The sequence below is a fragment of the Roseomonas sp. OT10 genome, assembly GCF_020991085.1.
Classification (GTDB): domain Bacteria; phylum Pseudomonadota; class Alphaproteobacteria; order Acetobacterales; family Acetobacteraceae; genus Roseomonas; species Roseomonas cutis.
Genome location: NZ_CP087719.1, coordinates 684,824 through 709,941 on the forward strand (window position 1 = coordinate 684,824; position 25,118 = coordinate 709,941).

Consider the following 25,118-nt stretch of genomic DNA (forward strand, 5'->3'; position numbering starts at 1 on the left):
CGCAGCCCGCCCGGCACCCGTCCGGGCCTGGCCGCCCGCGGCGTGACCGCCACGCCCCCCGTGCCGGCCGTGACCCGGCCGGCTCTCTGGCTGATGATGCTGTGCAGCTTCTGCGGCACGCTGGCCATGCACATGCTGGTCCCGGCCCTGCCGGAGGCGGGGCGCGCGCTGCAGGCCGGGGCGGCCACCATGCAGATGACCGTCAGCCTCTACATGGCAGGGCTGGCGATCGGGCAACTCTTCTACGGCCCGCTTTCGGACCGCTTCGGACGGCGGCCGGTGCTGCTGGCGGGGCTGGGGGTGTACAGCCTCGGCGGGCTGGCGGCGACGCTGGCCCCCTCCGCCGGGATGCTGATCGGGGCGCGGCTGGTGCAGGCGCTGGGTGGCTGCGCCGGCCTGGCCCTGACCCGGGCCATGGTCCGCGACACCACCCCGATGGAGGAGGCAGCCTCCCGCCTCGCCCTGCTGAACATGGTGGTCGCGGTCGGACCGGCCGCGGCGCCGCTGCTGGGGGGCTTCCTGGCGGAGTGGCTGGGTTGGCGCTGGGTGCTGGCGACGACCCTGGCTCTCGGCGTGACAGCCCTGGTCGCCGCCTTCTGGCGCCTGCCGGAGACCCGCCCGCCGGGTGGCGCGAACACCTCGCCCTCCCTGCGGGACTATGGCCAGTTGCTGCGCTCGCCGGTCTTCCTGGGCTTCACCATCGGCGGCGGCTGCGCCACCACCAGCATGTATGCCTTCCTGGCGGCGAGCCCCTTCATCGTGGTGGAGCAGATGCACCGCCCGGTGCACGAGCTGGGGCTGTACTACCTGCTGCTGGTCGGCGGAACGTCGTTCGGCAACCTGCTGGCGGCGCGGCTGGTGCGGCCGATGGGCAGCGGGCGGCTGCTGCTGGCGGGCAGCCTGCTGGGACTGTCCGGGGCGCTGATGCTGCTGGGCGCGGCGCTGAGCGGCCATCTGCTGGTGCCGCTGGTGGTCGGGCCGATGCTGCTCTTCACCATCGGCGTCGGCATCGCGAGCCCGGTGGCGCTCACCCGCGCGGTCAGCGTCAACCCCCGGTTGATCGGCTCCGCCTCCGGGCTGTACGGCTTCAGCCAGATGGCGGTGGGGGCGGTCTGCACGTCCCTCGCAGGGCTGGGGACCAACCCGGCCCTGTCCAGCGCCGTGGTGCTGACGGGCGCGTCGCTGCTGGGCCTCGTCTGCTTCCTGACCGCATTGCGCTCCCGCCCCGCGGGGGCCTGATAGGGACGGCGGGATGCCCTGATCCGTACCGGCGGGGTGCCCGTGGCCCGGGGGCAAGGCTCCGCCTCGCCCCCGTACCCCCACTCCGCCAGGACCCTGCGGGCCCTGGACCCGAAGGGCGCTGCCGCGGGACAGCCGGACACGGGGTCGAGGCGCCGAGGAGCATGGCTCCTAGGCGGGTACGGGGTCCGCCCCCGCTGACGCCTTCTGAAGCTTTATCCAGAGTCCCGCCTGTCCGAGCTCCGTCAGGGTTCAGCCCGTAGGCTGACGCCCACCCGAAGCGCCAGACTCCCAGCGGGGACCGGGGCCCGCTTGTGGCCCCGGCAGGGGAGGGTCTGGGAGGGGACGGCGTCCCCTCCCGGTCCCCCGCCAGAACACCGAGGGCGACAGGCCACGACATTCCGCTGGTCGGATAGGGGAGGGGCCAGGGCGAACGCCCGTGCGACGGGAACAAGCTTCGTGTGCGGGCGCATCCCGGGCAGCCCACGGCCGTTAACCGCCTGCCTGCGCCCCATGGCCGGAAGTTATGGGGCGGGCCGGCGGCAGGAGAGCAGGACATGGCAGATACCAGCGCGATTCGGGAGCATATGGAGGTCATCGGGGCCGATGGCGGGCATATCGGCACGGTGGACCATGTCGATGGCGAGCGCCTGAAGCTGACCAAGACCGATCGTGGGGCCGCGGGCACGCATCATTACGTCCCCATTTCGATGGTCGAGGACGTGGATGGCGGCAAGGTGCGCATGTCCTTCAAGGCCGAGCTCGCCCCCGACTTCTGGGAGACGCAGAAGTCCGGCTGAGCCGGTTCGGGCCGCAGGGCGCGGGCAGGGGGCCGGTCATGACCAGGCCGGTCCCTTGTTCCATGCCCAGGGCTCGTCCGGGAGGGACCGGAGTCCGAGGCCGCGTGGCCCGGTGACATGGGCCGGCAAGCACGGAGAGCCAGGACAGCCTTCCTGTCCGCCTCTATGCTGCGCCACAGCAGGGTCGACGCGACCGGGTCGGGCAAGCTGGTGGCTCGCCGGCGGATCGCCATGCCGGAGACGATGGAATGCTGGGTCGGGCCTGGGACCTGCTGAAGGGCAGCGTGCTGTCCTTCATCGCCGACGATGCGATGACGCGCGGGGCGGCGATCGCCTTCTACACCATCTTCTCCCTGGCTCCCGTGCTGGTCATCGCCGTCGCCATCGCCGGCTATGCCTTCGGCACGGAGACGGCGCAGGAGGCGGTCACCGAGCAGGTGGCCGATTTCATGGGGCCGCAGGTCTCCGAACTCATCGGCTCCATGCTGCGCAGCGCCAGCAACTTCGGAACCGGGCTGACGGCGACGGTCATCAGCCTCGTCACCATCCTTGTGACGGCGACGGCGATGTTCGGGGCGGTCGAATCCGCCCTGAACATGATCCTGCGGGTGGATCCGCCGCGCTCCAGCGTCTGGGCGGCGTTGCGGGCGCGCGTGCTGGGGCTGGCGCTGGTGATCTCGGTCGGCCTGCTGCTGGTCGCGCTGCTGGTGATCAACGCGGTGCTGGATTCGGTACGGACCTATATCGACCTGCTGCCGCACACCCAGGAATGGGTCTGGCTGATCAACGTCGGCATCTCCTTCCTGCTGATGGTCGCGGGAATCGCCGTGCTGTACCGCGTGCTGCCGAATCGCTGGCTGGACTGGCGAGAGGTCGCCATGGGGGCGGTGGTCACCGCGCTCCTGATGGTGGCCGGGCGCTACGGCATCTCCCTCTACATGACGCGCGCGGGCGTCGCCTCCTCCTACGGGGCGGCGGGGACGGTCTTCGTGGCGCTGCTGTGGATCTACTACTCGGCGCTGATCTTCCTCTTCGGGGCGGAGGTCACGCGCGTCTATGCGGAGATGCGCGGGCACTGGCGGCCCGTGCAGAAGGAGGCCGCGGCGCCGGCGGAATAGCCGGCGCCCCGCCTCAGCGCGCCAGCCCGTGCTGCTCGCGCAGCTCCAGGAAGCGCAGCTCGGGGAAGTCCTCGGCGGCGCGGTTGCGCCGCCAGTCGCTGGTGAAGAAGGCCACCAGCTCGCCGTCATGGTCCTCGGCGATGTCGTGCGGCACGGTGCGGCGGAAGCGCTCCAGCGCCGCCTTGTCCTCGGAAGCCACCCAGCGCATCAGCCCCCAGGGGGTGGATTCGTAGCGCGAGGGGACGCCGTATTCCGCCACCAGCCGCGCCGCCAGCACGTCGAGCTGGAGCGCGCCGACCACGCCCACCACCGGCGGCGTGCCGTCCAGCGGGCGGAACAGCTGCACCACCCCCTCCTCGGCAAGCTGTTCGAGGGCGGTGCGCAGCTTCTTGCCCACCATGGCGTCCTCGATCATCACCCGCCGCAGGATCTCGGGGGCGAAGGAGGGGACGCCGCGGAAGTTCAGCATCTCGCCCTCGGTCAGCGTGTCGCCGATGCGAAGGATGCCGTGGTTGGCGATGCCCACCACGTCGCCCGGCCAGGCCTCCTCCGCCACCTGCCGGTCCTGGGCGAAGAAGAACAGTGGCGCGTTCACCGGGACGGTCTTGCCAGTGCGGGGCTGCTTCAGCCGCGCGCCCTTCTGCAGCCGGCCGGAACAGACGCGCAGGAAGGCGACGCGGTCCCGGTGGTTGGGGTCCATGTTCGCCTGGATCTTGAAGACGAAGCCGGTCAGGGCAGGCTCGTCGGGGGCCACCTCGCGCGTGTCGGCCGCGCGCGGGCGGGGCGGGGGCGCGAAGCGGGCGAGGCCCTCCAGCAGGTGGCCGATGCCGAAGTCGCGCAGGGCGGAGCCGAAATAGACCGGCGTCATCGTCCCTTCCAGGAAGCGCTCCACGTCGAAATCCTGGTAGGCTCCGGCCAGCTCCGCGCCCTCGCGCAGGGATTCCGCGAGGTCGGGGCGCACCAGCGTCTCCAGCCGCGGATCGTCCAGCCCCGAGAGCGGCTGCGGCCCGGTCCCCTCGGCCAGCAGGTGCAGCGCCGGGTTCAGCAGGTCGTAGGTGCCGACGAAGTCCCGCCCCGCTCCCACCGGCCAGGCCACGGGGGCGACGTCGAGCGCCAGCGTCTTCTCGATCTCGTCCAGCAGCTCGAAGACGTCCTTCGATTCCCGGTCCATCTTGTTGATGAAGGTGATGATCGGGATGTCGCGCAGGCGGCAGACCTCGAACAGCTTGCGCGTCTGCGCCTCGATGCCCTTGGCCGCGTCCAGCACCATCACCGCCGCGTCCACGGCGGTCAGCGTGCGGTAGGTGTCCTCGGAGAAGTCCTCGTGCCCCGGCGTGTCGAGCAGGTTGAACACCACCCCGTCGCGCTCGAAGGTCATCACCGAGGTCGCGACGGAGATGCCGCGGTCCTGCTCGATCTTCATCCAGTCCGAGCGCGTCCGCCGCCGGTCGCCCTTGGCCCGCACCTGGCCGGCGAGCTGGATGGCGCCGCCGCGCAGCAGCAGCTTCTCGGTCAGCGTGGTCTTGCCCGCATCCGGGTGGGCGATGATGGCGAAGGCCCGGCGCCGCGCGGCCTCGGCCGCCACCTGGGCGGCGAGCGGATCGGCGGCGGCGTTGGAGCGGGCGACGGCGGACGGTGACGCGATCGGGTCGGCGGTCTGGCTCATGGGGTCGGGCTTCCGGCACGGGCCGGCACGGGAGGGCGCGCGCGAAGGCGCCGGGAGGGCCGGGGGAAAGGGGTGCCCGTCATCTAGTCGCTGCGGCCGCGCGGGGCAACGCGCTCCCGCCCGGCGCCCCCTTGCATCGCGGAGCAGCCGCGGCACCCTGGCCGCATGTTCCTGCCGCCGATGACGCCGGGCCTGGGGTGGGAGGACGCGGCGCTCCGCCTCGCGCTCACCGTCCTGGCCGGTGCCCTGATCGGGCTGAACCGCGACATGCACGGCCGGCCGGCCGGGCTGCGGACCACGCTGCTGGTCGCACTGGCGGCGGCGCTGGCCATGCTGCTGGCCCATGCCCTCCAGGCCAGCACCGGCAAGGGGGCGGATTCCTTTGTGTCCATGGACGTGCTGCGCCTGCCGCTGGGCATCCTCACCGGCATGGGCTTCCTCGGCGCCGGGGCGATCCTGCGCCGCGGCGACATGGTGCGTGGCCTGACCACGGCCGCCACGCTCTGGGTCGTGACCGTCATCGGCCTCTGCTTCGGGGCCGGCCAGATCGCGCTCGGCCTGGCGGGGACGGTGCTCGTCCTCCTCACGCTCTGGGCGCTGAAGCAGGTGGAGGCGGTGATCCGGCGCGACCACCGCGCCACGCTGGTGCTGGAGACGGAGGCCGAGGCACCGGCCGAGGCCCTGGAGCGGCAGCTCGCCGCCGGTGGCTACCGCGTGGCCGGGCTCGCCCTGCGGCTGCGGCAGCAGGGCCGCCTCTGCCGGCGCCACTACGACCTGCGCTGGCGCGGCCCGCGCGATGCTGTGCTGCCGCCGGCCTTCCTGCGCGCTCTGGCCGGTCAGGACGGGGTGCGGCTGGTGCAGTGGCTGCCCGAGGGCTCGGCCGAGGGGTGATCCGCGCGGCGGCGCCCGGCCGCCGGGCGCGCGGCACGTTCAGGCGACCAGGACGATCCGCAGGTCGTTGACGTTCGTCAGGGTCGGCCCGGTCACCACCAGGTCCCCCAGCGCGGCGAAGAGGCCGGTGGCGTCGTGGGCGGACAGCGCCTCCCGCGGGTCCAGCCCCAGCGCGCGGGCGCGGGCCAGGGTATCGGGGGTGGCCAGCGCGCCGGCGGCCTCGTCCACCCCGTCGATTCCGTCCGTGTCGCCCATCAGCGCCCAGACCCCGTCGCGGCCGGCGCAGGCCAGGGTGAAGCCCAGCAGCGCCTCCGTGTTGCGGCCGCCGCGCCCCGGCTTGGCGTGGCGTATCGTCACCGTCGCCTCGCCGCCCGAGAGCAGGATGCAGGGCGTCGGCGCCGGGATGCCGTGGGTGGCGATGGAGCGGGCGATGCCGGCCAGCACCGTGCCCAGCTCACGCGCCTCGCCCTCCAGCGCATCGCCCAGGATCATGGGCGTATAGCCCTTGGCGGCGGCCGCCTTCGCCACGGCCTGCAGCGCCATCATCGGCGTGGCGATCATGCGGAACTCCGCCCCGGCGAGGCGCGGGTCGCCCGGCTTGGGCACCTCCTCCGCCGCCGCGTCCAGGTGCCGGGCGACGGCGGGGGGGAGGGCGATGCCGAAGCGCTTCAGGATGGCGCGGGCCTCGGCGAAGCCCGCCGGCTCGGGCACGGTGGGGCCGGAGGCGATGGTGCCGGGGTCGTCGCCCGGCACGTCCGAGATCGCGAGCGTCACCACCCGCGCCGGGTGGCAGGCCGCCGCGAGCCGCCCGCCCTTGATGGCGGAGAGGTGCTTGCGGACGATGTTCATGTCCCCGATCGTCGCCCCCGAGGCGAGCAGGGCACGGTTCACCGCCTGCTTGTCCTCCAGGGTCAGACCCTCCGCCGGCAGGGCGAGCAGGGCGGAGCCGCCACCGGAGGCGAGGAACAGCACCAGGTCGCGCTCCGTCAGGTCGTGGCAGAGCGAGAGCATGCGCCGCGCCGCCGCCTCGCCGGCCGCATCGGGGACGGGGTGGCTGGCCTCGACGATCTCGATGCGCCGGGTCGGCACGGCATGTCCGTAGCGGGTGACCACCAGGCCGGAGAGCGGCACCTCCGGCCAGGCCTCCTCGAGGGCGGCCGCCATCAGGGCGCTGGCCTTGCCGGCACCCAGCACCAGCACGCGGCCCGGCGCCTCGGGGGGGGCGGGCAGGTGCTTCGCCAGCACCGCGCGCGGATCGGCGGCGCGCAGCCCGACATCGAAGAGCTGCCGCAGCAGCGCCCTGGCCGACGTGTGGTCCAAACCCCGGTCCCCCGTTCCGTGATGGCGGGCAGCGTAGAGCAGTTCGCCCCCAACGGCACCGTCCGGGGCAGCGAGGGCCCGCGCGGCGCGGGCCGGGGGCGCGGGCCGGGGGCGGCCCCCGTCAGCCCCGCAGCAGCCGCGCGGTGCGCTGGTCGAGCTCGCCCAGGAGCCGCTCCGGCCCGCCCTCCCGCAACAGGGTGGTAAACTCCGCCCGGCGCGAGGCCAGCTCGCTGATGCTGCCGGTCAGGTACACGTCCACGATCCGCCAGCCCGAGGCGCCGGGGCGCAGCAGATAGCCCAGCTGCACCGGCTCGCCGCCGCCGCGGTTCAGCAGCGTCCGCACCATCCGGTCGCCGCTGCGCAGCGTGCTCTCGCCGGCCATGGCGAAGCTCTCGCCGGAATAGCCGTCGAAGCGGCTGGCATAGGTCGCCACCGACCAGTCGGCGAAGGCCTGCGCGATCCGCGCCTGCTGCTCCGCCGTCATCCCGGACCAGGGCGGGCCGACCGCGATGCGGGCCATGGCGGGCAGGTCGAAGGCGGCCTCCATGGCCGGGCGCAGCACGCGGGCACGGCCCTGCACCCCCAGACGGGCGGCGTCGCGCATCACCTGCAGCAGGGTCGCGTGGAAACGCTCCACCACCTCGGCGGGTGCCCCGGCGCCCTGGGCCAGGGAGGGGCGGGGCCGGGCAGCGGCCAGCCCGGCGCCGCCCAGCAGGGCGGCCAGCAGCCTGCGTCGGCCGGGCGGGGGGGAGGGGGATCGGTTCGCCATGGCGCCGGCGGCTTACCACAGGCCCGGCCACGGCGTCGGGAGGGGGCGGACACGTTTACCGGAGGCGGAAGCGGCTCCCGGTGCCGTTCCGGCCTGCGCCTTCCCATCGCCCGGAGGCCGACGCAATCTCCCGCGATGCAGACCGTCCCCAACCGGCCCGGACCACCCGTGGCCGCACCGCTGGCGGCCGGCGACCTCGTCCTGGTGACAGGGGGATCGGGCTTCCTGGGCTCGGCGGTGCTGCGGGCGCTGCGGGGCCGGGGGCTGCGGGTGCGCGCCCTGGTCCGCCCCACCAGCCCGCGCGCCAACCTCGAGGGGCTGGGCTGCGAGATCGTCGAGGGCGACCTGACCGATGCGGCCTCCCTCCCCGCCGCGCTGCGCGGCGCCCGGCACCTGTTCCACGTCGCGGCGGATTACCGCCTCTGGGCCCCCGATCCCGCGGCGATCCTGCTGGCCAATGTCGAGGGGACGCGGAACCTGATGCGCGCCGCCCTGGCCGCCGGGGTCGAGCGGGTCGTCCATACCAGCAGCGTCGCGACCCTGCGCGTCGCCGGGGCGGCCGGCCCGGTGGACGAGACCGCCCCCGCCGCCCCCGACCAGGCCATCGGCGCCTACAAGCGCAGCAAGACCCTGGCCGAGCGGCTGGTGGAGGAGATGGTGGCGCGGGAGGGGCTGCCGGCGGTGATCGTGAATCCCTCCACCCCGGTCGGGCCGCGCGACATCCGGCCGACGCCGACGGGGCGGATCATCCTGGACGCGGCGCGCGGCAGGATCCCCGCCTTCGTCGAGACGGGGCTGAACATCGCCCATGTGGACGACATCGCCGCGGGCCACCTGCTGGCGCATGAGCGTGGCCGCGCCGGCGAGCGCTACATCCTGGGCGGCGAGAACCTGCCGCTGCGGCTGCTGCTGGCGGAGATCGCGCAGCTGACGGGCCGTCCCGCCCCGCGGCTGCGGCTGCCGCGCCGGCCGCTCTTCCCTCTGGCCTATGGCGCGGAGGCGGTGGCGCGCGTCACGGGCAAGGAGCCGCTGCTGACGGTGGACGGGTTGCGCATGGCGGGCCATCGCATGTTCTTCACCTCGGCCAAGGCCGAGCGGGAGCTGGGCTACCGCGCGCGCCCGGCGCGGGAGGGCGTGGCCGATGCGCTCGCCTGGTTCCGCGGCGCGGGCTACCTGGCATGAGCCTCCCCGGCCTCGACCTCGTCCTGGCGCTCGCCGCCCTGGCCGTCTGGCTGGTGCTGCTGCTCGGGCGCGGTGGCTTCTGGCTGGCCCGCGAGCGCGACGACCGCGACGCGCCGCCGCCGCCCGCGCGCTGGCCCGCCGTGGTGGCGGTGGTGCCGGCCCGCGACGAGGCGGACGTGATCGCCCGCTCGGTCGGCAGCCTGCTGCGGCAGGACTATCCCGGCCCCTTCCGCGTCGTGCTGGTCGATGACGGCAGCGCGGACGGCACGGCGGCCGTGGCCCGGGCGGAGGCGGCGGCGGCCGGGGCGGAGGGCCGGCTGGAGGTGCTGGCGGGCGCGCCGCTGCCGCGCGGCTGGACGGGCAAGCTCTGGGCGATGCGCCAGGGGGTGGAGCGGGCGGGGGCGGCACCGGCCTACATCCTGTTCGCCGATGCCGATATCGGCCACGCCCCGGACAACCTGCGTGCCCTGGTGGCGCGGGCGGAGGCGGGCCGGCACGCCATGGTCTCGCTGATGGCGCAGCTGTCCTGCGCGACCCCGGCGGAACGCTTCCTGATCCCGGCCTTCGTTTTCTTCTTCCAGATGCTCTACCCCTTCGCCTGGGTCGCCGACCCGCGCCGCCGCACCGCCGCCGCCGCCGGGGGCTGCATGCTGGTGCGGCGCGAGGCGCTGGAGCATGCCGGCGGCATCGACTCCATCCGCGCCGACATCATCGACGACTGCGCCCTCGGCCGGCGGATGAAGGCCCAGGGGCCCGTCTGGCTCGGCCTGACCCGGCGGGCGCGCAGCCTGCGGCCCTATGGCGGCGTGGCGGAGATCGGGCGGATGATCTCCCGCTCCGCCTATGCCCAGCTCGGCTACTCGCCCTGGCTGCTGGCGGGGACGCTGGCCGGAATGGCGCTGGTCTACCTGGCCCCGCCGCTCCTCGCCCTGTTCGGCACCGGCGCGGCGCGCTGGTGCGGGCTGGCCGCCTGGGGACTGATGGCGCTGGCCTTCCAGCCGATGCTGCGCTTCTACCGCGTCTCGCCGCTCTGGGGCCTCGCCCTGCCGGTCATCGGCGCGGCCTACACGCTGTTCACCCTGCAATCCGCCTGGCAGGTCTGGCGCGGGCGCGGTGGCATGTGGAAAGGGCGCGCCCAGGCCATGGCAGCGGACTGATACGAACGGCGGGATACCCTGATCCGGGCCGGACTGGCACCCGCTCCCCGGGGGCAAGGCTCTACCTCGCCCCCGATACCCCCACTCCGCCAGGACCCTGCGGGCCCTGGACCCATTTGGCGCTGCCGCGGGACAGCCTGCGACGGGGTCGCGACGCCGAGGAGCTTGGCTCCTCGGCGGGACCGGCCGCCGCAATCGCTGACGCCTTCAAAGCTATTCTAGAGTCCCGCCTGTCCGCGCGCCGTCAGGGTTCAGCCCGGAGGTTGACACCTACCACGGAGCACCAGACTCCCAGCGGGGTCCGGGGCCCGCTTGTGGCCCCGGCAGGGGAGGGTCTGGGAGGGGACGGCGTCCCCTCCCGGTCCGCCGCCGGACCACGGCAGCACGACGGGTCACGACATCCCGCCGTCGGTATGAGCAAGCCGGCACGGTGATCCGGCCGGCGCCGGACGGCCCGGCAGGCGCGTGGGGGAGGGGGCTTCGCCGCCGCGTGCGGAGCTGGTCTTCTCCCGCCTCACCCCAGCGCGAGGACGGCCAGTCCGAGCACGGCGGCGAGCTGGATCGCGCAGGCCAGGCGGTAGAGCCGCAACGCGCGGCGTAGGTCGGAGGCGGTGGCCTCGGCGCGGCCGTCGCCCATCCAGGCATCCTCCACCCGCACGGCGCCGTAGACGCGCGGCCCGGCCAGGCGGAGGCCCAGGGCGCCGGCCATGGCGGCCTCGGGCCAGCCGGCATTGGGCGAGCGGTGGCGGCGGGCGTCGCGGCGCACCGCGCGCCAGGCGCCGGCCGGGTCGGCACCCGGCAGCAGCGCCGCCGCCAGGATCAGCCAGAGGGCGGTGAGGCGGGAGGCCGGCAGGTTGATCAGGTCGTCCAGCCGTGCGGCGGCCCAGCCGAAGGCCTCGTGGCGCGGGGTGCGGTGGCCGATCATGCTGTCGGCCGTGTTCACCGCCTTGTAGAGGCAGGCCCCGGGCAGGCCCAGCAGCCCGCACCAGACGGCCGGCGCCACCACCCCGTCGGAGAAGTTCTCCGCCAGGCTCTCGATGGCGGCGCGGGCGACGCCCGCCTCGTCCAGGGTCGCGGGGTTGCGGCCGACGATGCGGGAGACGGCTTCGCGCCCGGCGGGCAGGCCGCCGCGGTCCAGCCCCTCGGCCACGGCGCGGACATGCTGCTCCAGGCTGCGCTGCGCCGGCAGGCTGGCGGCGAGCAGAGCCAGCAGCGGGATCGCCGCCGCCCAGGGCAGCCAGGCCAGTAGTGCCGCCTGCAACAGCCCGGCCGGCACCGAGGCGGCCAGGACCAGCACGGCCAGCGCCCCGACGCCGTTGCGGCGGCGCGCGGCGGCGGACAGCTCCGGCCCGTTCCAGCGCCGGTCCAGCGCGGCGATCAGCGCGCCCGCCCAGACCACGGGGTGGCGGATGGCGCGGAACAGCGCATCGGGGTAGCCGAAGGCCGCCTCGATCAGCAGGGCGCCGGCCAGGATGGGCAGGGTGTCGGCGGGAGTCAGGGCTGCGGGGTCCGGGTACGGGGGAGGGGCGGCATGGGCGGGCTGGAGCATGGCGGGCGGCTGGGCGCGGCGCGGCGGCTCTTCCCCGGCGCGCCGGAGCCTTTCCTGGACCTCTCGACCGGGATCAACCCCCACCCCTATCCCATGCCGCCGCTGCCGCCCGAAGCCTGGACCCGGCTGCCGGAGCCGGAGGCGGAGCAGGCGCTGCGGGAGGCCGCCGCCCGCGCCTATGGCGCGCCGGATCCGGCCATGGTGGCGGCGGCACCGGGCACCCAGGCGTTGATCGGGCTGCTGCCGCGCCTGTTCCCGGCACGGCGGGTGCGGGTGCTGGGCCCCACCTATGCCGAGCACGCCGCCGCCTGGGCCGGCGCCGGCGCGACGGTGGAGGAGGCGGAGCGGCTCGAGGAGCTGGCCGGGGCGGAGGTCGCCGTGCTGGTCCATCCCAACAACCCGGACGGGCGCCGGCACGACCCCGCCGCGCTGCTGGCCCTGGCCGGGCAGGTCGGCCGGCTGGTGGTGGACGAGGCCTTCGCCGACCTTGAGGACGGGGCGCCCAGCCTCGCGCCGTGCCTGCCACGGCCGGGACTCGTTCTGCTGCGCTCCTTCGGCAAGACCTACGGCCTCGCGGGGCTGCGCCTCGGCTTCGCGCTGGCCGACCCCGGCACGGCCCTCGCGATCCGCGGCGCGCTGGGCCCCTGGGCCGTCTCCGGCCCCGCCCTGGCGGCGGGGCGGCAGGCGCTGGCGGATGCGGCCTGGCGCGAGGCGGCGGCCGCGCGGCTGTCGCGGGACGCCGCGCGGCTGGACGCGCTGCTGGATGCCGCGGGCTTGCGGGTCCTGGCCGGCACGCGGCTGTTCCGGCTGGCCGAGGGCGACGCGCCCGGCTGGTTCGACCGGCTCGGCCGCGCCGGCATCCTGGTGCGGCGCTTCCCGGCCCGGCCGCGCTGGCTGCGCTTCGGCCTGCCGGGCGGGGCGGCAGCCTGGGAGCGGCTGGAGGCGGTGCTGCGGCCGGGCTGACCGGACCGCCGCCGGCCCTCACCTTCCGGCGACCCGGGCAGGCATGGCTTGACCCGGCGCGGGCTTCTCCGCGAGGCTCGCCGCAATGACGGCAGACCTCCTGTCACACGGAGTCGCTTGACCCCCGCCCGCGCGGCCCGCACATGCCGCGCCGACCCGGCCCGTTGGCCGGTTCGGAAGGGTTTCCGCCGCGCATGACCGACTGCCCCATCCCCTCTGGCACCTCCCCCGGCGCGCCGCGCAAGCGGCTGCTGATCCGCACCTGGGGCTGCCAGATGAACGTCTACGACAGCGCCCGGATGGCGGACGTGCTGGCGCCGCTCGGCTATGCGCCGACGGAGGACCCGGCCGAGGCGGACATGGTGGTGCTGAACACCTGCCACATCCGGGAGAAGGCGTCGGAGAAGGTCTTCTCGGACCTCGGCCGCCTGCGCGAGACGAAGAAGGAGCGCGCGGCGGCGGGCAAGGCGACCATCATCGCCGTGGCGGGCTGCGTGGCCCAGGCGGAGGGGGCGGAGATCACCGCCCGCGCCCCCTGGGTGGACATGGTGCTGGGGCCGCAGACCTATCACCGCCTGCCGGAGATGGTCGCCCGCGTCGCCCGCGCCGCCGGCCAGGTGATCGAGACGGACTTCCCCGCCGACGACAAGTTCGACCACCTGCCGGAGGCGGGCGCGCCGCAGGGGCCGGTCGCCTTCCTGACGGTGCAGGAGGGCTGCGACAAGTTCTGCTCCTTCTGCGTCGTCCCCTACACACGCGGCGCCGAGTTCTCCCGCCCCGTGCAGTCCGTGCTGGCCGAGGCGCGGCGGCTGGTGGCCCAGGGGGCGCGGGAGGTCGCGCTGCTCGGGCAGAACGTGAACGCCTATCATGGCGAGGCGCCGGACGGCCGCGTCTGGGGGCTGGGCCGGCTGCTGCGGGCGCTGGCCGAGATCCCCGGGCTGGAGCGGCTGCGCTATGCCACCAGCCACCCGCGCGACATGGATGACGACCTGATCGCCGCCCATGGCGAGGTGCCGGCGCTGATGCCCTTCCTGCACCTGCCGGTGCAGTCCGGCTCCGACCGGGTGCTGGCCGCGATGAACCGCGGCCACAAGGCGGAGCTGTTCCGCCGCGTCGTGGACCGGCTGCGGGAGGCGCGGCCGGACATCGCCCTCTCCTCCGACTTCATCGTCGGCCATCCCGGCGAGACGGCGGCGGACCACGACGCCACGATGAAGCTGGTGGAGGAGGTGGGCTTCGCGCTCGCCTACTCCTTCAAGTACTCCCCGCGTCCCGGGACGCCCGCGGCCGGCGCGCCGCTCCAGGTGCCGGAGGCGGAGAAGGACGCGCGGCTGCAATCCCTCCAGGCCCTGCTGCGGGCGCAGCAGGCGGCGTTCAACGCCGATTGCGTCGGGCGCGACTGCGACGTGCTGGTCACCGGCACGGGCCGGCACGCCGGCCAGCTCGCCGCGCGCACCCCCTGGCTGCAGCCCGTGCATTTCACCGGCCCCGCATCCCTGATCGGCGGCCTGGCCCGGGTGCGGCTGACCGCGGCCCACCCCAATTCCCTCTCCGCCACTCTGGACGTCCAGGAGCACGCCGCCGCTTGAGCAGCCCCGCCATCACCTTCCGCCCCACCCCAGGGAGCGATCCCCGGTCTGACCCCCGGGCCCTGGCCCGCCCGCTGCTGGCCGACGCGCCGCCGGGCACCCGCTCCGTCGCCCTGACCTTCGACGACAACACCCTGTTGCCGCTCCTCCTCGGCGAGCACGACCGGAACGTCGCGCGCATCGAGCAGAAGCTGCGCGTGCGCATCGCCGCGCGCGGCAACCGGGTGAGCGTCAGCGGCAGCGGCGAGGCGACCGAGGCGGCGGAGGGGGTCCTGCGGGGCCTGTGGAAGCGATTGCAGCGCGGCGAGCCGGTGGGCCCGGCCGAGGTGGAGGCCGCGCTGCGCTTCGCGGGGCCGGCGGAGGCGGAGGACCCGCGCCTGCCGCTCGCCGACCTACCGGCGATCCGCACCCGCAAGGGCGCCATCGGCCCGCGCTCGCCCGCCCAGGCCGCCTACATGGACCAGCTCACGAAGCACGAGATGGTCTTCGGCATCGGTCCCGCCGGCACGGGCAAGACCTACCTGGCCGTGGCGCAGGGGGTCGCGATGCTGCTCGCGGGGCGGGTGGACCGCATCGTGCTGTCGCGACCGGCGGTCGAGGCGGGGGAGCGGCTGGGCTTCCTGCCCGGCGACATGAAGGAGAAGGTGGACCCGTACCTCCGCCCCCTCTATGACGCGCTCCACGACATGCTGCCGGCCGATCAGGTCGCCCGCCGGATCGCCGGGGGGGAGATCGAGATCGCGCCGCTGGCCTTCATGCGCGGCCGGACGCTGGCGCACTGCTTCGCCATCCTGGACGAGGCACAGAATACCACGCCGGCCCAGATGAAGATGTTCCTCACCCGCATGGGCGAGGGCACGCGGATGGTCATCACCGGCGACCCCACCCAGGTGGATCTGCCGCCGGGACAGGCCTCCGGGCTGGTCCAGGCCCTGTCCATCCTGGACGGGGTGGAGGGCATCGGGGTCTCCCGCTTCGCCGAGGGCGACGTGGTGCGGCACCCGCTGGTCGGGCGGATCGTCTCCGCCTACGCCAGGTTCGACGAGAAGGCGGCCGGGGGCAGAGGGCGCCCGGCGCGTGGGAAGGAGCGGGATGGACCCGTCGAGTAGCGTCCCCGGCGAGGCCGGGGACTCGGACATAGACGTCATCGTGGCGGAGCCACGGTGGCGGGCGGCGGTGCCGCGGGCCGAGCGCCTGGCCCGGACGGCCGCCGCGGCGGCGCTGGCGGAGGCCGGCGTCCGGGGCGCGGTCACGGTGCTGCTGGCCGATGACCGCGCCGTCAAGCGCCTCAACGGCGAGCACCGCGGCAAGGTCAAGCCGACCAACGTGCTGTCCTTCCCGGCGGAATCCCCCCCGGGTGGGGACGCCCCCTTCCTGGGCGACGTGGCCGTGGCGCTGGGAGTGGTGGAGCGCGAGGCCCGTGCGGCGCGCCGGCCGGTCCACGCCCATCTGGCGCATCTGGTGGCCCATGGCGCGCTGCACCTGGCCGGCCACGACCACCTGCGCGCCGGGGAAGCCCGGCGCATGGAGCGGGCGGAGGCGCGGATCATGCGCCGCCTCGCCCTGCCCAACCCCTGGCGGGGGCTGGCATGAGCGAGGCTTCCCCCGAGCGCGGCCTGCTGTGGTGGCTGGGCGCCCTGACCCGCAAGCGCGAGGCGGAGACGGTCCGCGAGCGCTTCGAGGCCCTGATGGAGGGCCAGGAGAACGGCGAGGCGCCGGACGGCCTGCCGGAGCTGGACGCGGCCGAGCGCGTGCTGCTGGGCAACGTCCTCAAGCTGCGCGGCAAGACGGCGCTCGACGTGATGGTGCCGCGCGCGGACATCGTCGCCATGCCGGAGACGCTGACGCTGGAGGAGGCGATCCGCCTGATCCAGCGCGAGGGTCATTCGCGCATGCCCGTCTACCGCGAGAACCTCGACGACGTGGTGGGGATGGTCCACATCAAGGACGTCTTCGGCGCGGTGGGACGGGAGGGGCCCTTCAGCCTCTCCGCCATCCTGCGCAAGCCGCTGCTGGTGGTCCCCCAGGTCCCCGTGCTCGACCTGCTGCTGCAGATGCGCCAGGCGCACATCCACCTGGCGCTGGTGGTGGACGAGTACGGCGGCATCGACGGCCTGGTCACCATCGAGGATCTGGTCGAGACCATCGTGGGCGACATCGCCGACGAGCATGACGAGGAGGACGCGCCCCAGGCGGTGGAACGCCCGGACGGCTCGATCGACCTTGATGCCCGCATGCCGGTGGAGGATCTGGAGGAGCGGCTGGGCCCGACCCTGACGGCCGAGGAGCGGATCCAGGACATCGACACGGTGGGCGGGCTGGTCTCCAACCTTGCCGGCCGGGTGCCGACCAAGGGCGAGCTGATCTCCCACCCCTCCGGGCTGGAGTTCCAGGTGCTGGAGGCGGACCCGCGCCGCATCCGGCGCCTGCGCGTGCGCCGCCCCCCATCCCTGGATGCGGCGGCCGCCCAGGCAGCAGAGTAGCGCGCCGCCAGCGCTTGCCTGCGCCTCCGGTTTCTCCCTGGAGTCCTGGCTGTCGGCACCCTCCCCGGGCCGCGCCCGCAGGCTGGCAACAGCCGCGGGGTGTGCCGACCAAGTGCGCGGCGTCGGCCGGCGGGTGGGCGGCGCCCGCCCGGCCCTGTCGGACCGACGGATGGATGACCTGACCCGTGGTGCTGTGGTGTTCGGGCGTCGGACCGGGAGGGGACGCCGTCCCCTCCCAGACCCTCCCCTGCCGGGGCCACAAGCGGGCCCCGGTCCCCGCTGGGAGTCTGGTGCTTCCGGTAGGCGTCCGCCTCCGGGCTGAACCTTGACGGACCGCGGACAGGCGGGACTCCGAAAAAGCTTCAGAAGGCGTCAGCGAAAGCCGACCCCGTACCCGCCGAGGAGCCAAGCTCCTCGGCGCTGTGACCCCGTCGCAGTCATCTGCGCGGCAGCGCCGATCGGGTCCAGGGCCCGCAGGGTCCTGGCGGAGTGGGGGTACGGGGGCGAGGCAGCGCCTTGCCCCCGGGCCACGGGCGCACCTCGTGCCGGCACGGATCAGCGCATCGCGCCATCCGTATCAGTAGGCGGGCTTCAGCGGGAACCAGCCGGGCCGGGCCGGGTCGAGGTAGGCCCCCTCGATCCGTTCCACGCTGAAGCGTCGCAGCGCGTCCTCATCCACCGTCACGCCCAGGCCGGGGCCGGTGGGGACGCGGAAGCAGCCTTCTTCCAGCGTGAAGCGCTCGGCCACGATGTCGCCGCCGAGATAGGTGTGCTCCGTGTCGATCGAGAGGGACATGTTGGGAATCGAGGCGGCGAGATGCAGGTAGGCCGATTGGGACAGTCCCAGCTCGCCCCCGGAATGCAGCGTCACGGGAATGCCGGCGGATTCGCAGATGGCGGCCTGCTTGACGACGGGCCAGAGACCGCCCGCTTCGTGCGGGTCCAGCAGCACCACGTCGGCCGCGCCCATGCGGACGATGTTGCCCACGTCCTGGAGCGTGTAGGCGCTCTCGTCCAGGGCGATGGGCACCGGCTGGGCGCGGCGCAGCTCGGCATGGCCGAGCAGGTCGTCCAGCTCCAGCGGCTGCTCCACCCAGGCTAGGTCGTAGGGCAGCAGCTTGTGCAGCTGCCGCCGCGCGGTGCCGGGGGTCCAGGCGCCGTTCACGTCGGCGCGCAAGGGCGCGTCGCCCACCGCCTCGCGCACGGCGCGGACCAGGGGGATGTCCGTCGCCTCCGACATGCCGATCTTCACCTTGAAGGAGCGGTGGCCCTGGCGGAGGAACTCCGCCGCCGTCTCCGCCGCGGCACCCGGATCGGCGGCGAGGAGATAGGCGACCATCTCCGCCTTCTCGCGGAAGCGCCCGCCCCAGAGCGCGTGCAGCGGCCGGCCGGTGGCGCGTCCCAGCGCGTCCCACATCGCCATCTCCACCGCCGCCATGGCCATCACCGCGGCGCGCTTGTGGTGGTAGTAGCCGGCGCCGAGGACGTGGCGGTGGAGCGCCTCCGCCTCGTCGGCGCGGTGCTGCAGGGCGAGGGGGGCGACGATGCGCTCCAGCACGGCGGGGATGGCGTCGAGCAGGCAGATGCTCTCGCCCCAACCGACCACCCCGCCCGCCGTCTCGATCCGCACCACCAGCCGCGTCGCGCCGCTGCGCGTGCCGGAGCCCCATTCGATCAGCTTGCGGAAGGGCACCCGCACCAGCCAGTGGCGCACGGATGCGATGCGCAGGTCGTCCATCCCGTTCCCTCCCGGCGGGCGGCGCAGCGGACCTATTCCCCCGCCGGCCGCCATCGGGTGGAATGCTAGCCGGGGCAGGGGGGCAGGGCCATGCGGGCCATACAGATCGACCGATACGGCGGGCCGGAGGTCCTCATCCGGCGTGACCTGCCGGTCCCCAGCCCCGGACCCGGGGAGGTGCTCATCCGGCTGGCCTGCTCCGGCATCAACTTCATGGACATCCATACGCGGCAGGGGAAGTACGCGGGCTCCCGGACCTATCCCCAGACGCTGCCGACCACGCTGGGCATCGAGGGGGCCGGCACCGTCGCCGCCATCGGGGACGGGGTGCGGGAGTTCCGGGCTGGGGACCGGGTGGCCTATTGCCTGGTCTGGGGCAGCTACGCCGATTTCGCCGTCGTCCCCGCCTGGCGGACGGTGCCCGTGCCCGACGCGCTGCCGCTGGAACGCGCCGCCGCGGCGATGTTCCACGGGCTGACGGCCCACTACCTGGCCCACGACCTCGGCCGGCTGGGGCCCGGCGTCACCTGCCTCGTGCACTCAGCCTCGGGCGGGATCGGGCAGCTCCTGGTGCAACTCGGGGGCCGGCTGGGCGCGACGGTCTACGCGACCACCAGCACGCCGGCCAAGGCGGAGGTCGCCCGGCGGCGTGGTGCGGCCGCCGCCCTGCTCTATGAGGACGGCCGCTTCGCGGACGCCGTGCGGGATCTGACCGGCGGCCGCGGCGTCGACGTCGTCTTCGACCCGATCGGCCGGCCGACCCTGCGCGACAGCCTGCGCGCCGCGTGGACCAGGGGGCTGGTCGTGAGCTTCGGCAGCGTGGGAGGCAGCGTCCGGGATCTCGATCCCATCGAACTCGGCGAGGCCGGGTCGCTGTTCCTGACGCGCCCCCGCCTCGCCGACCACCTGCCGGATGCCGCCACCATCCGGCGCCGGGCGGCCGACATCTTCGCCGCGCTGCTCGACGGCGCGCTGTCGATCGAGGAGGCCGGCCGCTACGGCTTCGACGCCGTCGAGCACGCCCACGAAGCGCTGGAGAGCCGGCGGATGGTGGGCAAGCCCCTCCTCATCATCGGCTGACGGCCGCCTCGCCCATTTCCTGCCGGGACCGGGGGCGGCATCCTGCGCGCCGCGCAACGGGGCCATCGAGGCCCCGGCCGAGGAAACCCGCCATGTCCGCCCCTGTCCCCGCCAAGCCCCTCCGCCCCGCAGCAGGCGCATCCCGGCCGGAGGGGGGAGGACCGCCGCCGGCCGCCCTGCCGCGCCGCGCCCTGCTGGCGCTTCCCCTGCTCGCCGCGCCGGGACTCGCGCGGGGCCAGGGTGCCCCGGGGGCGGACTGGTCGCCCGACCGGCCGATCCGGATCGTCGTGCCCTACACGGCGGGTGGCGCCTCCGACATCACCGCAAGGCTGGTGGCCGAGCGGCTGCGGCCGGTGCTGGGCCAGCCTGGGGTGGTGGAGAACCGCCCCGGCGCCTCCGGCATCATCGGCACCGACGCGGTGGCCAAGGCGCCGGCGGATGGCCACACGCTCGCGATGATCGCCAGCAGCCACGTGGTGAACAAGGCACTGTTCCCCACCATCCCCTACGACCCGCTGGCGGATTTCGCGCCCGTGGTGATGACGGCGCAGGTGCAGCTGGTGATGGTGGTCCCGGCCGGCCACCCGGCGCGCGACGCGAAGGGCTTCGCGGCCTGGGCGAAGGCCCAGGACGGGCGGGCGGCCTATGCCTCCTCGGGCAATGGCTCGAACCCGCACATCTTCGCCGCGGACTACCTGCGCCGCGCCGGGGTGGAGATGGAGCACGTGCCCTATCGCGGCTCCACCGCCGCCCATGCCGACCTGCTGGCCGGGCGGACGCAGATGATGTTCGACGCCTATGCCGCCGTGCAGCCGCATGTCCAGGCGGGCGCGCTGCGGCTGCTCGGCCTGGCCGGGCCGCGGCGCTCGCCGCTGCTGCCGGACCTGGCCACTATCGCCGAGCAGGGCTTCCCGGGCTACGGCGCCACCTCCTGGGGCGGTCTGCTGGCCCCGGCCGGGACGCCGCCGGCGGCGGTGGCGCGGCTGAACGCGGCGGTCAACGCGATCCTGGCGGAGAAGGAGGTGCGCGACCGGCTCGGCCTGCTGGGGGCGGAGGTCGCCGGCGGCCCGCCCGGGGAGTTCGCCGACCAGATGCGCCGCGAGCAGGCGCGCTACGTCGCCCTGGTGCAGGAGCTCGGGATCAAGGCAGAGGGCTGAGCGGCACGGGCCCGCCGGCGGACCCCGGACCGGCGCCGGGCCCTGGCGGTCATGGCCGTGCCGGCAGCACGGCGGTCGCCATCAGCTCGATCCGCATCCCCGGCGCGACCAGCCCGGCGACGACGGCGGTGGAGCGGTTGGGCCAGGGCTGGCGGAAGTGGCGGGCGTAGACGGCGTCCACCGGCTTCATGTCCGCGACGTCGAGGATGTAGAGCGTCACCTGCACCACGTCGTCCAGGCTGCCGCCCGCGGCGCGCAGCGCGGTCTCCAGGTTGCGCAGGGTCAGCTCCGTCTGGGCGGCGATATCGCCCTCCAGGATGCGGCCCTCGGCGGTGACGGGGCCGTGGGCGGTGAAGACCATGCCGTTCGCCGCCACCGCCCAGGAGAAGGGCTGGCCCAGCGAGGGCAGGCCGGTCGCGATCTCTTCCCTCATGCCAAACCTCTCATGCGGGCGTCTCCTCGATCATTCGCCGCAGCGCGCCGAACCAGGGATGGGACGGGTCGCGCAGGGCGAGGTGCGTGCCGAAATGGTCCAGCCCCGCCCCCGCCTCCGCCCCGCGCAGCCAGGGCGTGCCGCGCAGCGCCTCGGCCATGGCGGGGTTGGAGCGCAGCACGCGCGGCGTGTCCGATGCGCCCCAGGACAGGTGCAGCGGCACGCGCAACCGATCCGCGAGGCGGAGCGGGCTGCTGGCGGCATCCTCGGCCGGGTCGGCCAGGACGGTGGAATAGACCATCGCCTCCAGGCTGCCGGGCGCCGGGTCGGGATGCACGAGGTCGAGGATGGCGCTGACCGGCAGCAGCCCGCGGATGGCGCCGGGATCGACCCCGCCCGCCGACAGGGCCTCGGGGCGCAGCGCGGCGAGGGAGACGAGGTGCCCGCCGGCGGAATGCCCGGCGAGGAGGAGCCGGTCCGGGTCGCCGCCGAACGGCCCCACCCGCTCCCGGATCGCGCGCAATGCCGCGATCAGGTCGCCGAGCTGGGTCGGCAGCCGGTGTTCCGGCGCCAGCCGGTGCGTCGGCGCGGCGAGCAGCGCGCCGGCCGCCGCCGCGCCGGGGGCGAGGAAGCCGCACCACTCCTTGTGGCCGCTGACCCAGCCGCCGCCGTGCAGGAAGACCAGCACCGGCCGCGCCGTGCCGTCCGGATGCGGGCCGAACAGGTCGAAGGACTGCCACGGCGCCCCGCCGAAGCGCAGGTCGCGCAGGGCCATCAGCCCCTGCATCGGCGCGGCGGAGGCGGCGAGCGCCGCGTCGGCATAGGCCAGCGCCGCCGGCACGGGCGGGTCGGGCTGCCGCGCGAGGCGGAAGCCGTGGCGCAGGACGGTCTCCATCAGTGCATCCCGAACAGGCGCGGCACGAAGAGGGTGATGCCGGGGAAGACGATCAGCACCAGCAGCACGACGGTCAGCGGCACGCAGAAGGTCCAGATCTCGCGGTTGATCTCGCGCATCGGCACCCGCGTCAGCGTGGACAGGACGAAGAGGATCAGCCCGTAGGGCGGGGTGATGATGGCGATCATGAAGTTCAGGATCACCACCACGCCGAAATAGGTCAGGTCGATCCCCAGCGCCCGCACCGTGGGCAGCAGCACGGGGACGAAGACCATCAGCATCACCGAGGCGTCCAGCACCGTCCCCAGCACCAGGAAGAGCAGGTTCACCAGCAGCATGAAGCCGAGCGGCGACAGCCCGGCCTGCGCGAACCAGCGCGCCAGCCCGTCCGCCACGCCCTCGTTGGTGATGGCGTAGTTGATGAGGAAGGAGGAGACGAGGAGCATCATCACCACCGCCGACTGGCGCGAGGATTCGCGGAACACCTCGCGCAGCGCCCGCCAGCCGATGGTGCGGTAGATCACGCCCCCGATCAGCAGCGCCCAGAGCGCGGCGAAGGCCGCCGCCTCGGTGGGGGTGAAGACGCCGCTCCAGATGCCGCCCAGCAGCACCAGCGGCAGGGTCAGCGGGATGGCGGTCGCCCCCAGCACGCCCGGCCATTCGCGCCAGGGCAGGCTCTCCGCCCGCGGCAGGCCGCGGCGCTTCGCGATCAGCAGGATCAGGGCGGAGATGGAGGCCGCCATCAGCAGCCCGGGCACGATCCCGGCCAGGAACAGCGACCCGATCGAGGCGCCGGAGATCAGCGCGTAGAGCACCATCGGGATGGAGGGCGGGATCATCGGCCCGAGCAGCGAGGCGGCCGAGGCCACCGCCACCGCCAGCCCGCCGGGATAGCCGCCCTGGCTGCGCATCTGCCGGATCGCCACCATCCCCGCCCCCGCCGCGTCGGAAACGGCGGAGCCGGTCATCGAGGACATCACGAGGTTCATCAGCACGGTGACATGGCCATGCCCGCCGGGCAGGCGCCCGACCAGCAGGTTCGCCGCCGACCACAGCCGGTCGGAGATGGTGGCGGCGTTCATCAGGTTGGCGGTCAGGATGAACAGCGGCACGGCCAGCATCACGGACATGGTGAAGAGGCTGTTCAGCGTCTGGTCCACCAGCAGCCCGACATCCTGGCCGCTGGCCCAGAGATAGGCGATGCCGGCGGCGAACATGGACAGCACCACCGGCAGCCGCAGCAGCGCCGCGACCACGAAGACGCCGAGCAGCACGGCGAGGGAGAGGCTCATGCGCGCGTGCTCAGCCCACGATGTTGGCGGTGTTGGGCGCCTCGTCCGGCGCCACCAGCGCGCGCCAGCCGGGGCCGCAGAGACGCGCCAGCTTGACCAGCAGCCGCACCACCACGCTCGCCATGTAGAGGATGAAGCAGGAGAAGATCAGGTCCAGCCGCCATTCCAGCGCCGAGCTGCGCTCCAGCCGCAGGAACAGCACATAGTCCACCACCGCCGGCAGGGCGGCGGCGAAGAGCCCGGCGAAGAGCGCGCATTGCGCGATGCCCGTCCAGCGCCGCGCCACCGGGCCGGAGACGTCCCACAGGATGTCGAAGGCGACGTGGTCGCGCTCCCGCGTCACCAGCGCGTCCGTCCAGAAGGTGGCCCAGACGAAGGCGACCATCGCCAGCTCGTCCGACCAATAGAGCGGGTCGTCCAGCAGGTAGCGCCAGGCGATGCCCGCGAGGCAGATCGCCAGGATCGCGGCGAAGAGCAGGACGGAGACGGCCTCCGCGCCCGCCTCGGCCCAGGCCAGCAGGCGGGGCCCGCGCGAAGGGCGGTCGGCGCGGGGGGCCGGCGCCGCGACGGCGGGGGCGATCTCCGCCGCGCGGCGCGGGACCGGCGCGCTCACGCCACGGCCTGGATGCGGTCCTCCAGACCGGGGAGCCATTTCTGCGAGATGCCGGCCTCCGCGTACTGCTTGCGCACCGAATCCCGGAAGGCGTCCCGGTTGGGGGTGGCGACCTTCATGCCGCCGGCGCGGAACTGCTCCAGCACCGCCACCTCGTCCGCCACGCGCCGCTCGTCGTGCCAGGTGGCGGCGAGCTTCGCCTGCTCGCGCAGCACGTCGCGCTGGGCCGGGTTCAGCCGGTCCCAGAAGGGCTTGCCGAAGGCGAGGAAGACGGGCTGCACCAGGTGCGCGGTCAGGACAAGCTGCTGCGTCACCTCGTGGAAGTTGTTCGCGCGGGTCAGGCCCAGCGGGTTCTCCTGCCCGTCGATCGCGCCGCTCTTCAGCGCCAGGTAGACGTCCGGGTTGGGCATCGGCGTCGGCGTCACGCCCAGCCCCCGCCCCAGCGCCGTCCAGCCCGGGCCGGGCGGCATGCGCAGCTTCACGCCCCGCAGGTCGGCAGGGAGCTTCACCTCGCGCGGGTTGCGCAGGTTCACCTGCCGCGTGCCGAGATAGACCGTGCCGAGGAGCTGCACCCCCATCCCGGCGGCGACCCGCTCCGCATACTCGGCGCCCAGCGGCCCGTCGAAGACGCGGCGCAGATGCGGGTGGTCGCGCAGCACGTAGCCGCCGGAATAGGCACCCAGCTCCGGGAGCTGCTGGTCCACCTCGAAGGTGGTCATCGTGCTCATCTCCAGGTTGCCGCGCTGCAGCGCCGGCAGCTCCGTCCCCTGGCGGAACAGCGAGGAGGTGGGATGCACCGCGACGGCGAAGGCGCCGGGCCTGGCACGCTCCACACCCTCCTTGAACCGCATCATCGCCTGGGCGAGCCAGTCGGTCTCCGTGGCGGCGGTGGAGATGCGGAGCTGGATCGGCGTCCCCTGGGCACGGGCGAGGGGAGGGCAGGCCAGGGCCGGCAGGGCCGCCGCCAGCCCCAGGAGGGATCGGCGGGACGGCGCCGGGGAGGGCGGGGGGCTGGGCGGCATGGTGCGGGTCTCCTCGGCCTGGTGGTGCCTGGTGGCGGGCGACTCCACCGTCGGCGCAGCATTCCGCGCCCACGTCCCGACGGGAAGCAGCCGGCGTGCCAGGGCGGGAGCAAAATCTTCCGTTGCGCCGCATCCGGAGGGAATGGAACTGTCGCCGGGGCC

The 25,118-nt window shown here is 74.4% G+C and carries 23 protein-coding genes; 13 read left to right on the plus strand and 10 right to left on the minus strand.

The annotated features are described in order from the left end of the window. The first annotated feature begins 42 nt into the window (after nucleotides 1-42). From LPC08_RS03200 to LPC08_RS03210, 3 genes are all read left to right on the plus strand, one after another. On the plus strand, nucleotides 43-1,239 hold the full coding sequence (locus tag LPC08_RS03200) for a multidrug effflux MFS transporter (protein ID WP_230451301.1): 1,197 nt from the start codon (nucleotides 43-45) through the stop codon (nucleotides 1,237-1,239). 557 nt (nucleotides 1,240-1,796) lie between these two features. Then, nucleotides 1,797-2,039: a DUF2171 domain-containing protein gene (locus LPC08_RS03205; protein WP_230451302.1), complete on the plus strand. Its 243-nt coding sequence runs from the start codon at nucleotides 1,797-1,799 to the stop codon at nucleotides 2,037-2,039. A gap of 248 nt (nucleotides 2,040-2,287) precedes the next feature. Next, nucleotides 2,288-3,157, plus strand: coding sequence for a YihY/virulence factor BrkB family protein (locus LPC08_RS03210; protein WP_230451303.1), 870 nt, complete (start codon nucleotides 2,288-2,290; stop codon nucleotides 3,155-3,157). Nucleotides 3,158-3,170: 13 nt separating this feature from the next. Here LPC08_RS03210 and LPC08_RS03215 read toward each other — a convergent pair whose 3' ends face one another. Further along, nucleotides 3,171-4,823: a peptide chain release factor 3 gene (locus LPC08_RS03215; RefSeq protein ID WP_230451304.1), complete on the minus strand. Its 1,653-nt coding sequence runs from the start codon at nucleotides 4,821-4,823 to the stop codon at nucleotides 3,171-3,173. A gap of 165 nt (nucleotides 4,824-4,988) precedes the next feature. On the opposite strand from LPC08_RS03215, the gene LPC08_RS03220 reads away from it, so the two are divergent. Then, on the plus strand, nucleotides 4,989-5,714 hold the full coding sequence (locus LPC08_RS03220; protein ID WP_230451305.1) for an MgtC/SapB family protein: 726 nt from the start codon (nucleotides 4,989-4,991) through the stop codon (nucleotides 5,712-5,714). 39 nt (nucleotides 5,715-5,753) lie between these two features. Here LPC08_RS03220 and LPC08_RS03225 read toward each other — a convergent pair whose 3' ends face one another. Together LPC08_RS03225 and LPC08_RS03230 are read right to left on the minus strand one after the other, a co-directional pair. After that, nucleotides 5,754-7,034: a glycerate kinase type-2 family protein gene (locus LPC08_RS03225; RefSeq protein ID WP_230451306.1), complete on the minus strand. Its 1,281-nt coding sequence runs from the start codon at nucleotides 7,032-7,034 to the stop codon at nucleotides 5,754-5,756. Nucleotides 7,035-7,155: 121 nt separating this feature from the next. Continuing rightward, a complete protein-coding gene (locus tag LPC08_RS03230; protein WP_230451307.1) occupies nucleotides 7,156-7,803 on the minus strand; it encodes an ABC transporter substrate-binding protein in 648 nt (215 codons plus the stop codon). Nucleotides 7,804-7,971: 168 nt separating this feature from the next. Between LPC08_RS03230 and hpnA the strand changes: the two genes are divergently transcribed. Both hpnA and LPC08_RS03240 read left to right on the plus strand, forming a co-directional pair. Continuing rightward, the gene (gene hpnA / locus LPC08_RS03235) at nucleotides 7,972-8,985 is read left to right on the plus strand and encodes a hopanoid-associated sugar epimerase (RefSeq protein WP_370643286.1); all 1,014 of its coding nucleotides are present in this window, start codon (nucleotides 7,972-7,974) and stop codon (nucleotides 8,983-8,985) included. Continuing rightward, on the plus strand, nucleotides 8,982-10,142 hold the full coding sequence (locus tag LPC08_RS03240) for a glycosyltransferase (protein ID WP_230451309.1): 1,161 nt from the start codon (nucleotides 8,982-8,984) through the stop codon (nucleotides 10,140-10,142). Before hpnA ends, LPC08_RS03240 begins: the two co-directional genes overlap by 4 nt. Before the next feature lie 514 nt (nucleotides 10,143-10,656). On the opposite strand, the gene cbiB is transcribed toward LPC08_RS03240, so the two are convergent. Continuing rightward, complete coding sequence (gene cbiB / locus LPC08_RS03245; RefSeq protein ID WP_230451310.1) at nucleotides 10,657-11,691, minus strand: adenosylcobinamide-phosphate synthase CbiB; 1,035 nt, start codon at nucleotides 11,689-11,691, stop codon at nucleotides 10,657-10,659. On the opposite strand from cbiB, the gene cobD reads away from it, so the two are divergent. From cobD to LPC08_RS03270, 5 genes are all read left to right on the plus strand, one after another. Continuing rightward, nucleotides 11,674-12,654 carry a threonine-phosphate decarboxylase CobD gene (gene cobD, locus LPC08_RS03250; protein ID WP_230451311.1) on the plus strand — a complete coding sequence of 327 codons (981 nt, stop codon included), beginning with the start codon at nucleotides 11,674-11,676 and terminating at the stop codon, nucleotides 12,652-12,654. The genes cbiB and cobD overlap by 18 nt on opposite strands. A 194-nt stretch (nucleotides 12,655-12,848) precedes the next feature. Further along, nucleotides 12,849-14,243, plus strand: coding sequence for a tRNA (N6-isopentenyl adenosine(37)-C2)-methylthiotransferase MiaB (gene miaB / locus LPC08_RS03255; RefSeq protein ID WP_230451312.1), 1,395 nt, complete (start codon nucleotides 12,849-12,851; stop codon nucleotides 14,241-14,243). A 62-nt stretch (nucleotides 14,244-14,305) separates the two neighbouring features. Continuing rightward, nucleotides 14,306-15,352, plus strand: coding sequence for a PhoH family protein (locus LPC08_RS03260; protein WP_230452970.1), 1,047 nt, complete (start codon nucleotides 14,306-14,308; stop codon nucleotides 15,350-15,352). After that, nucleotides 15,336-15,836 (plus strand): rRNA maturation RNase YbeY, encoded by a 501-nt coding sequence (gene ybeY / locus LPC08_RS03265; RefSeq protein WP_370643287.1) that lies wholly within the window; start codon nucleotides 15,336-15,338, stop codon nucleotides 15,834-15,836. Before LPC08_RS03260 ends, ybeY begins: the two co-directional genes overlap by 17 nt. Beyond that, the gene (locus tag LPC08_RS03270; protein WP_230451314.1) at nucleotides 15,833-16,726 is read left to right on the plus strand and encodes a hemolysin family protein; all 894 of its coding nucleotides are present in this window, start codon (nucleotides 15,833-15,835) and stop codon (nucleotides 16,724-16,726) included. Before ybeY ends, LPC08_RS03270 begins: the two co-directional genes overlap by 4 nt. 577 nt (nucleotides 16,727-17,303) lie before the next feature. Here LPC08_RS03270 and LPC08_RS03275 read toward each other — a convergent pair. Beyond that, the gene (locus tag LPC08_RS03275; RefSeq protein ID WP_230451315.1) at nucleotides 17,304-18,464 is read right to left on the minus strand and encodes a mandelate racemase/muconate lactonizing enzyme family protein; all 1,161 of its coding nucleotides are present in this window, start codon (nucleotides 18,462-18,464) and stop codon (nucleotides 17,304-17,306) included. A gap of 90 nt (nucleotides 18,465-18,554) precedes the next feature. Here LPC08_RS03275 and LPC08_RS03280 point away from each other — a divergent pair, with 90 nt between their 5' ends. Next, a complete protein-coding gene (locus LPC08_RS03280) occupies nucleotides 18,555-19,544 on the plus strand; it encodes a quinone oxidoreductase family protein (protein WP_230451316.1) in 990 nt (329 codons plus the stop codon). 92 nt (nucleotides 19,545-19,636) lie between these two features. Then, a complete protein-coding gene (locus LPC08_RS03285) occupies nucleotides 19,637-20,701 on the plus strand; it encodes a tripartite tricarboxylate transporter substrate binding protein (RefSeq protein ID WP_230451317.1) in 1,065 nt (354 codons plus the stop codon). Between the two features lie 49 nt (nucleotides 20,702-20,750). Here the strand turns inward: LPC08_RS03285 and LPC08_RS03290 are convergent, their stop codons facing one another. From LPC08_RS03290 to dctP, 5 genes are read right to left on the minus strand one after another with little or no spacing between them, the layout of a single operon-like run. Then, nucleotides 20,751-21,134, minus strand: coding sequence for a RidA family protein (locus LPC08_RS03290; protein WP_230451318.1), 384 nt, complete (start codon nucleotides 21,132-21,134; stop codon nucleotides 20,751-20,753). A gap of 10 nt (nucleotides 21,135-21,144) precedes the next feature. Further along, a complete protein-coding gene (locus LPC08_RS03295; protein ID WP_230451319.1) occupies nucleotides 21,145-22,029 on the minus strand; it encodes an alpha/beta hydrolase in 885 nt (294 codons plus the stop codon). Continuing rightward, on the minus strand, nucleotides 22,029-23,321 hold the full coding sequence (locus LPC08_RS03300; protein ID WP_230451320.1) for a TRAP transporter large permease: 1,293 nt from the start codon (nucleotides 23,319-23,321) through the stop codon (nucleotides 22,029-22,031). The genes LPC08_RS03295 and LPC08_RS03300 overlap by 1 nt, the downstream gene beginning before the upstream one ends. 10 nt (nucleotides 23,322-23,331) lie before the next feature. After that, on the minus strand, nucleotides 23,332-23,934 hold the full coding sequence (locus LPC08_RS03305) for a TRAP transporter small permease (protein WP_230451321.1): 603 nt from the start codon (nucleotides 23,932-23,934) through the stop codon (nucleotides 23,332-23,334). Further along, nucleotides 23,931-24,956, minus strand: a complete 1,026-nt coding sequence (gene dctP / locus LPC08_RS03310) for a TRAP transporter substrate-binding protein DctP (protein WP_230451322.1) — start codon at nucleotides 24,954-24,956, stop codon at nucleotides 23,931-23,933. Before dctP ends, LPC08_RS03305 begins: the two co-directional genes overlap by 4 nt. Nucleotides 24,957-25,118 lie beyond the last annotated feature (162 nt).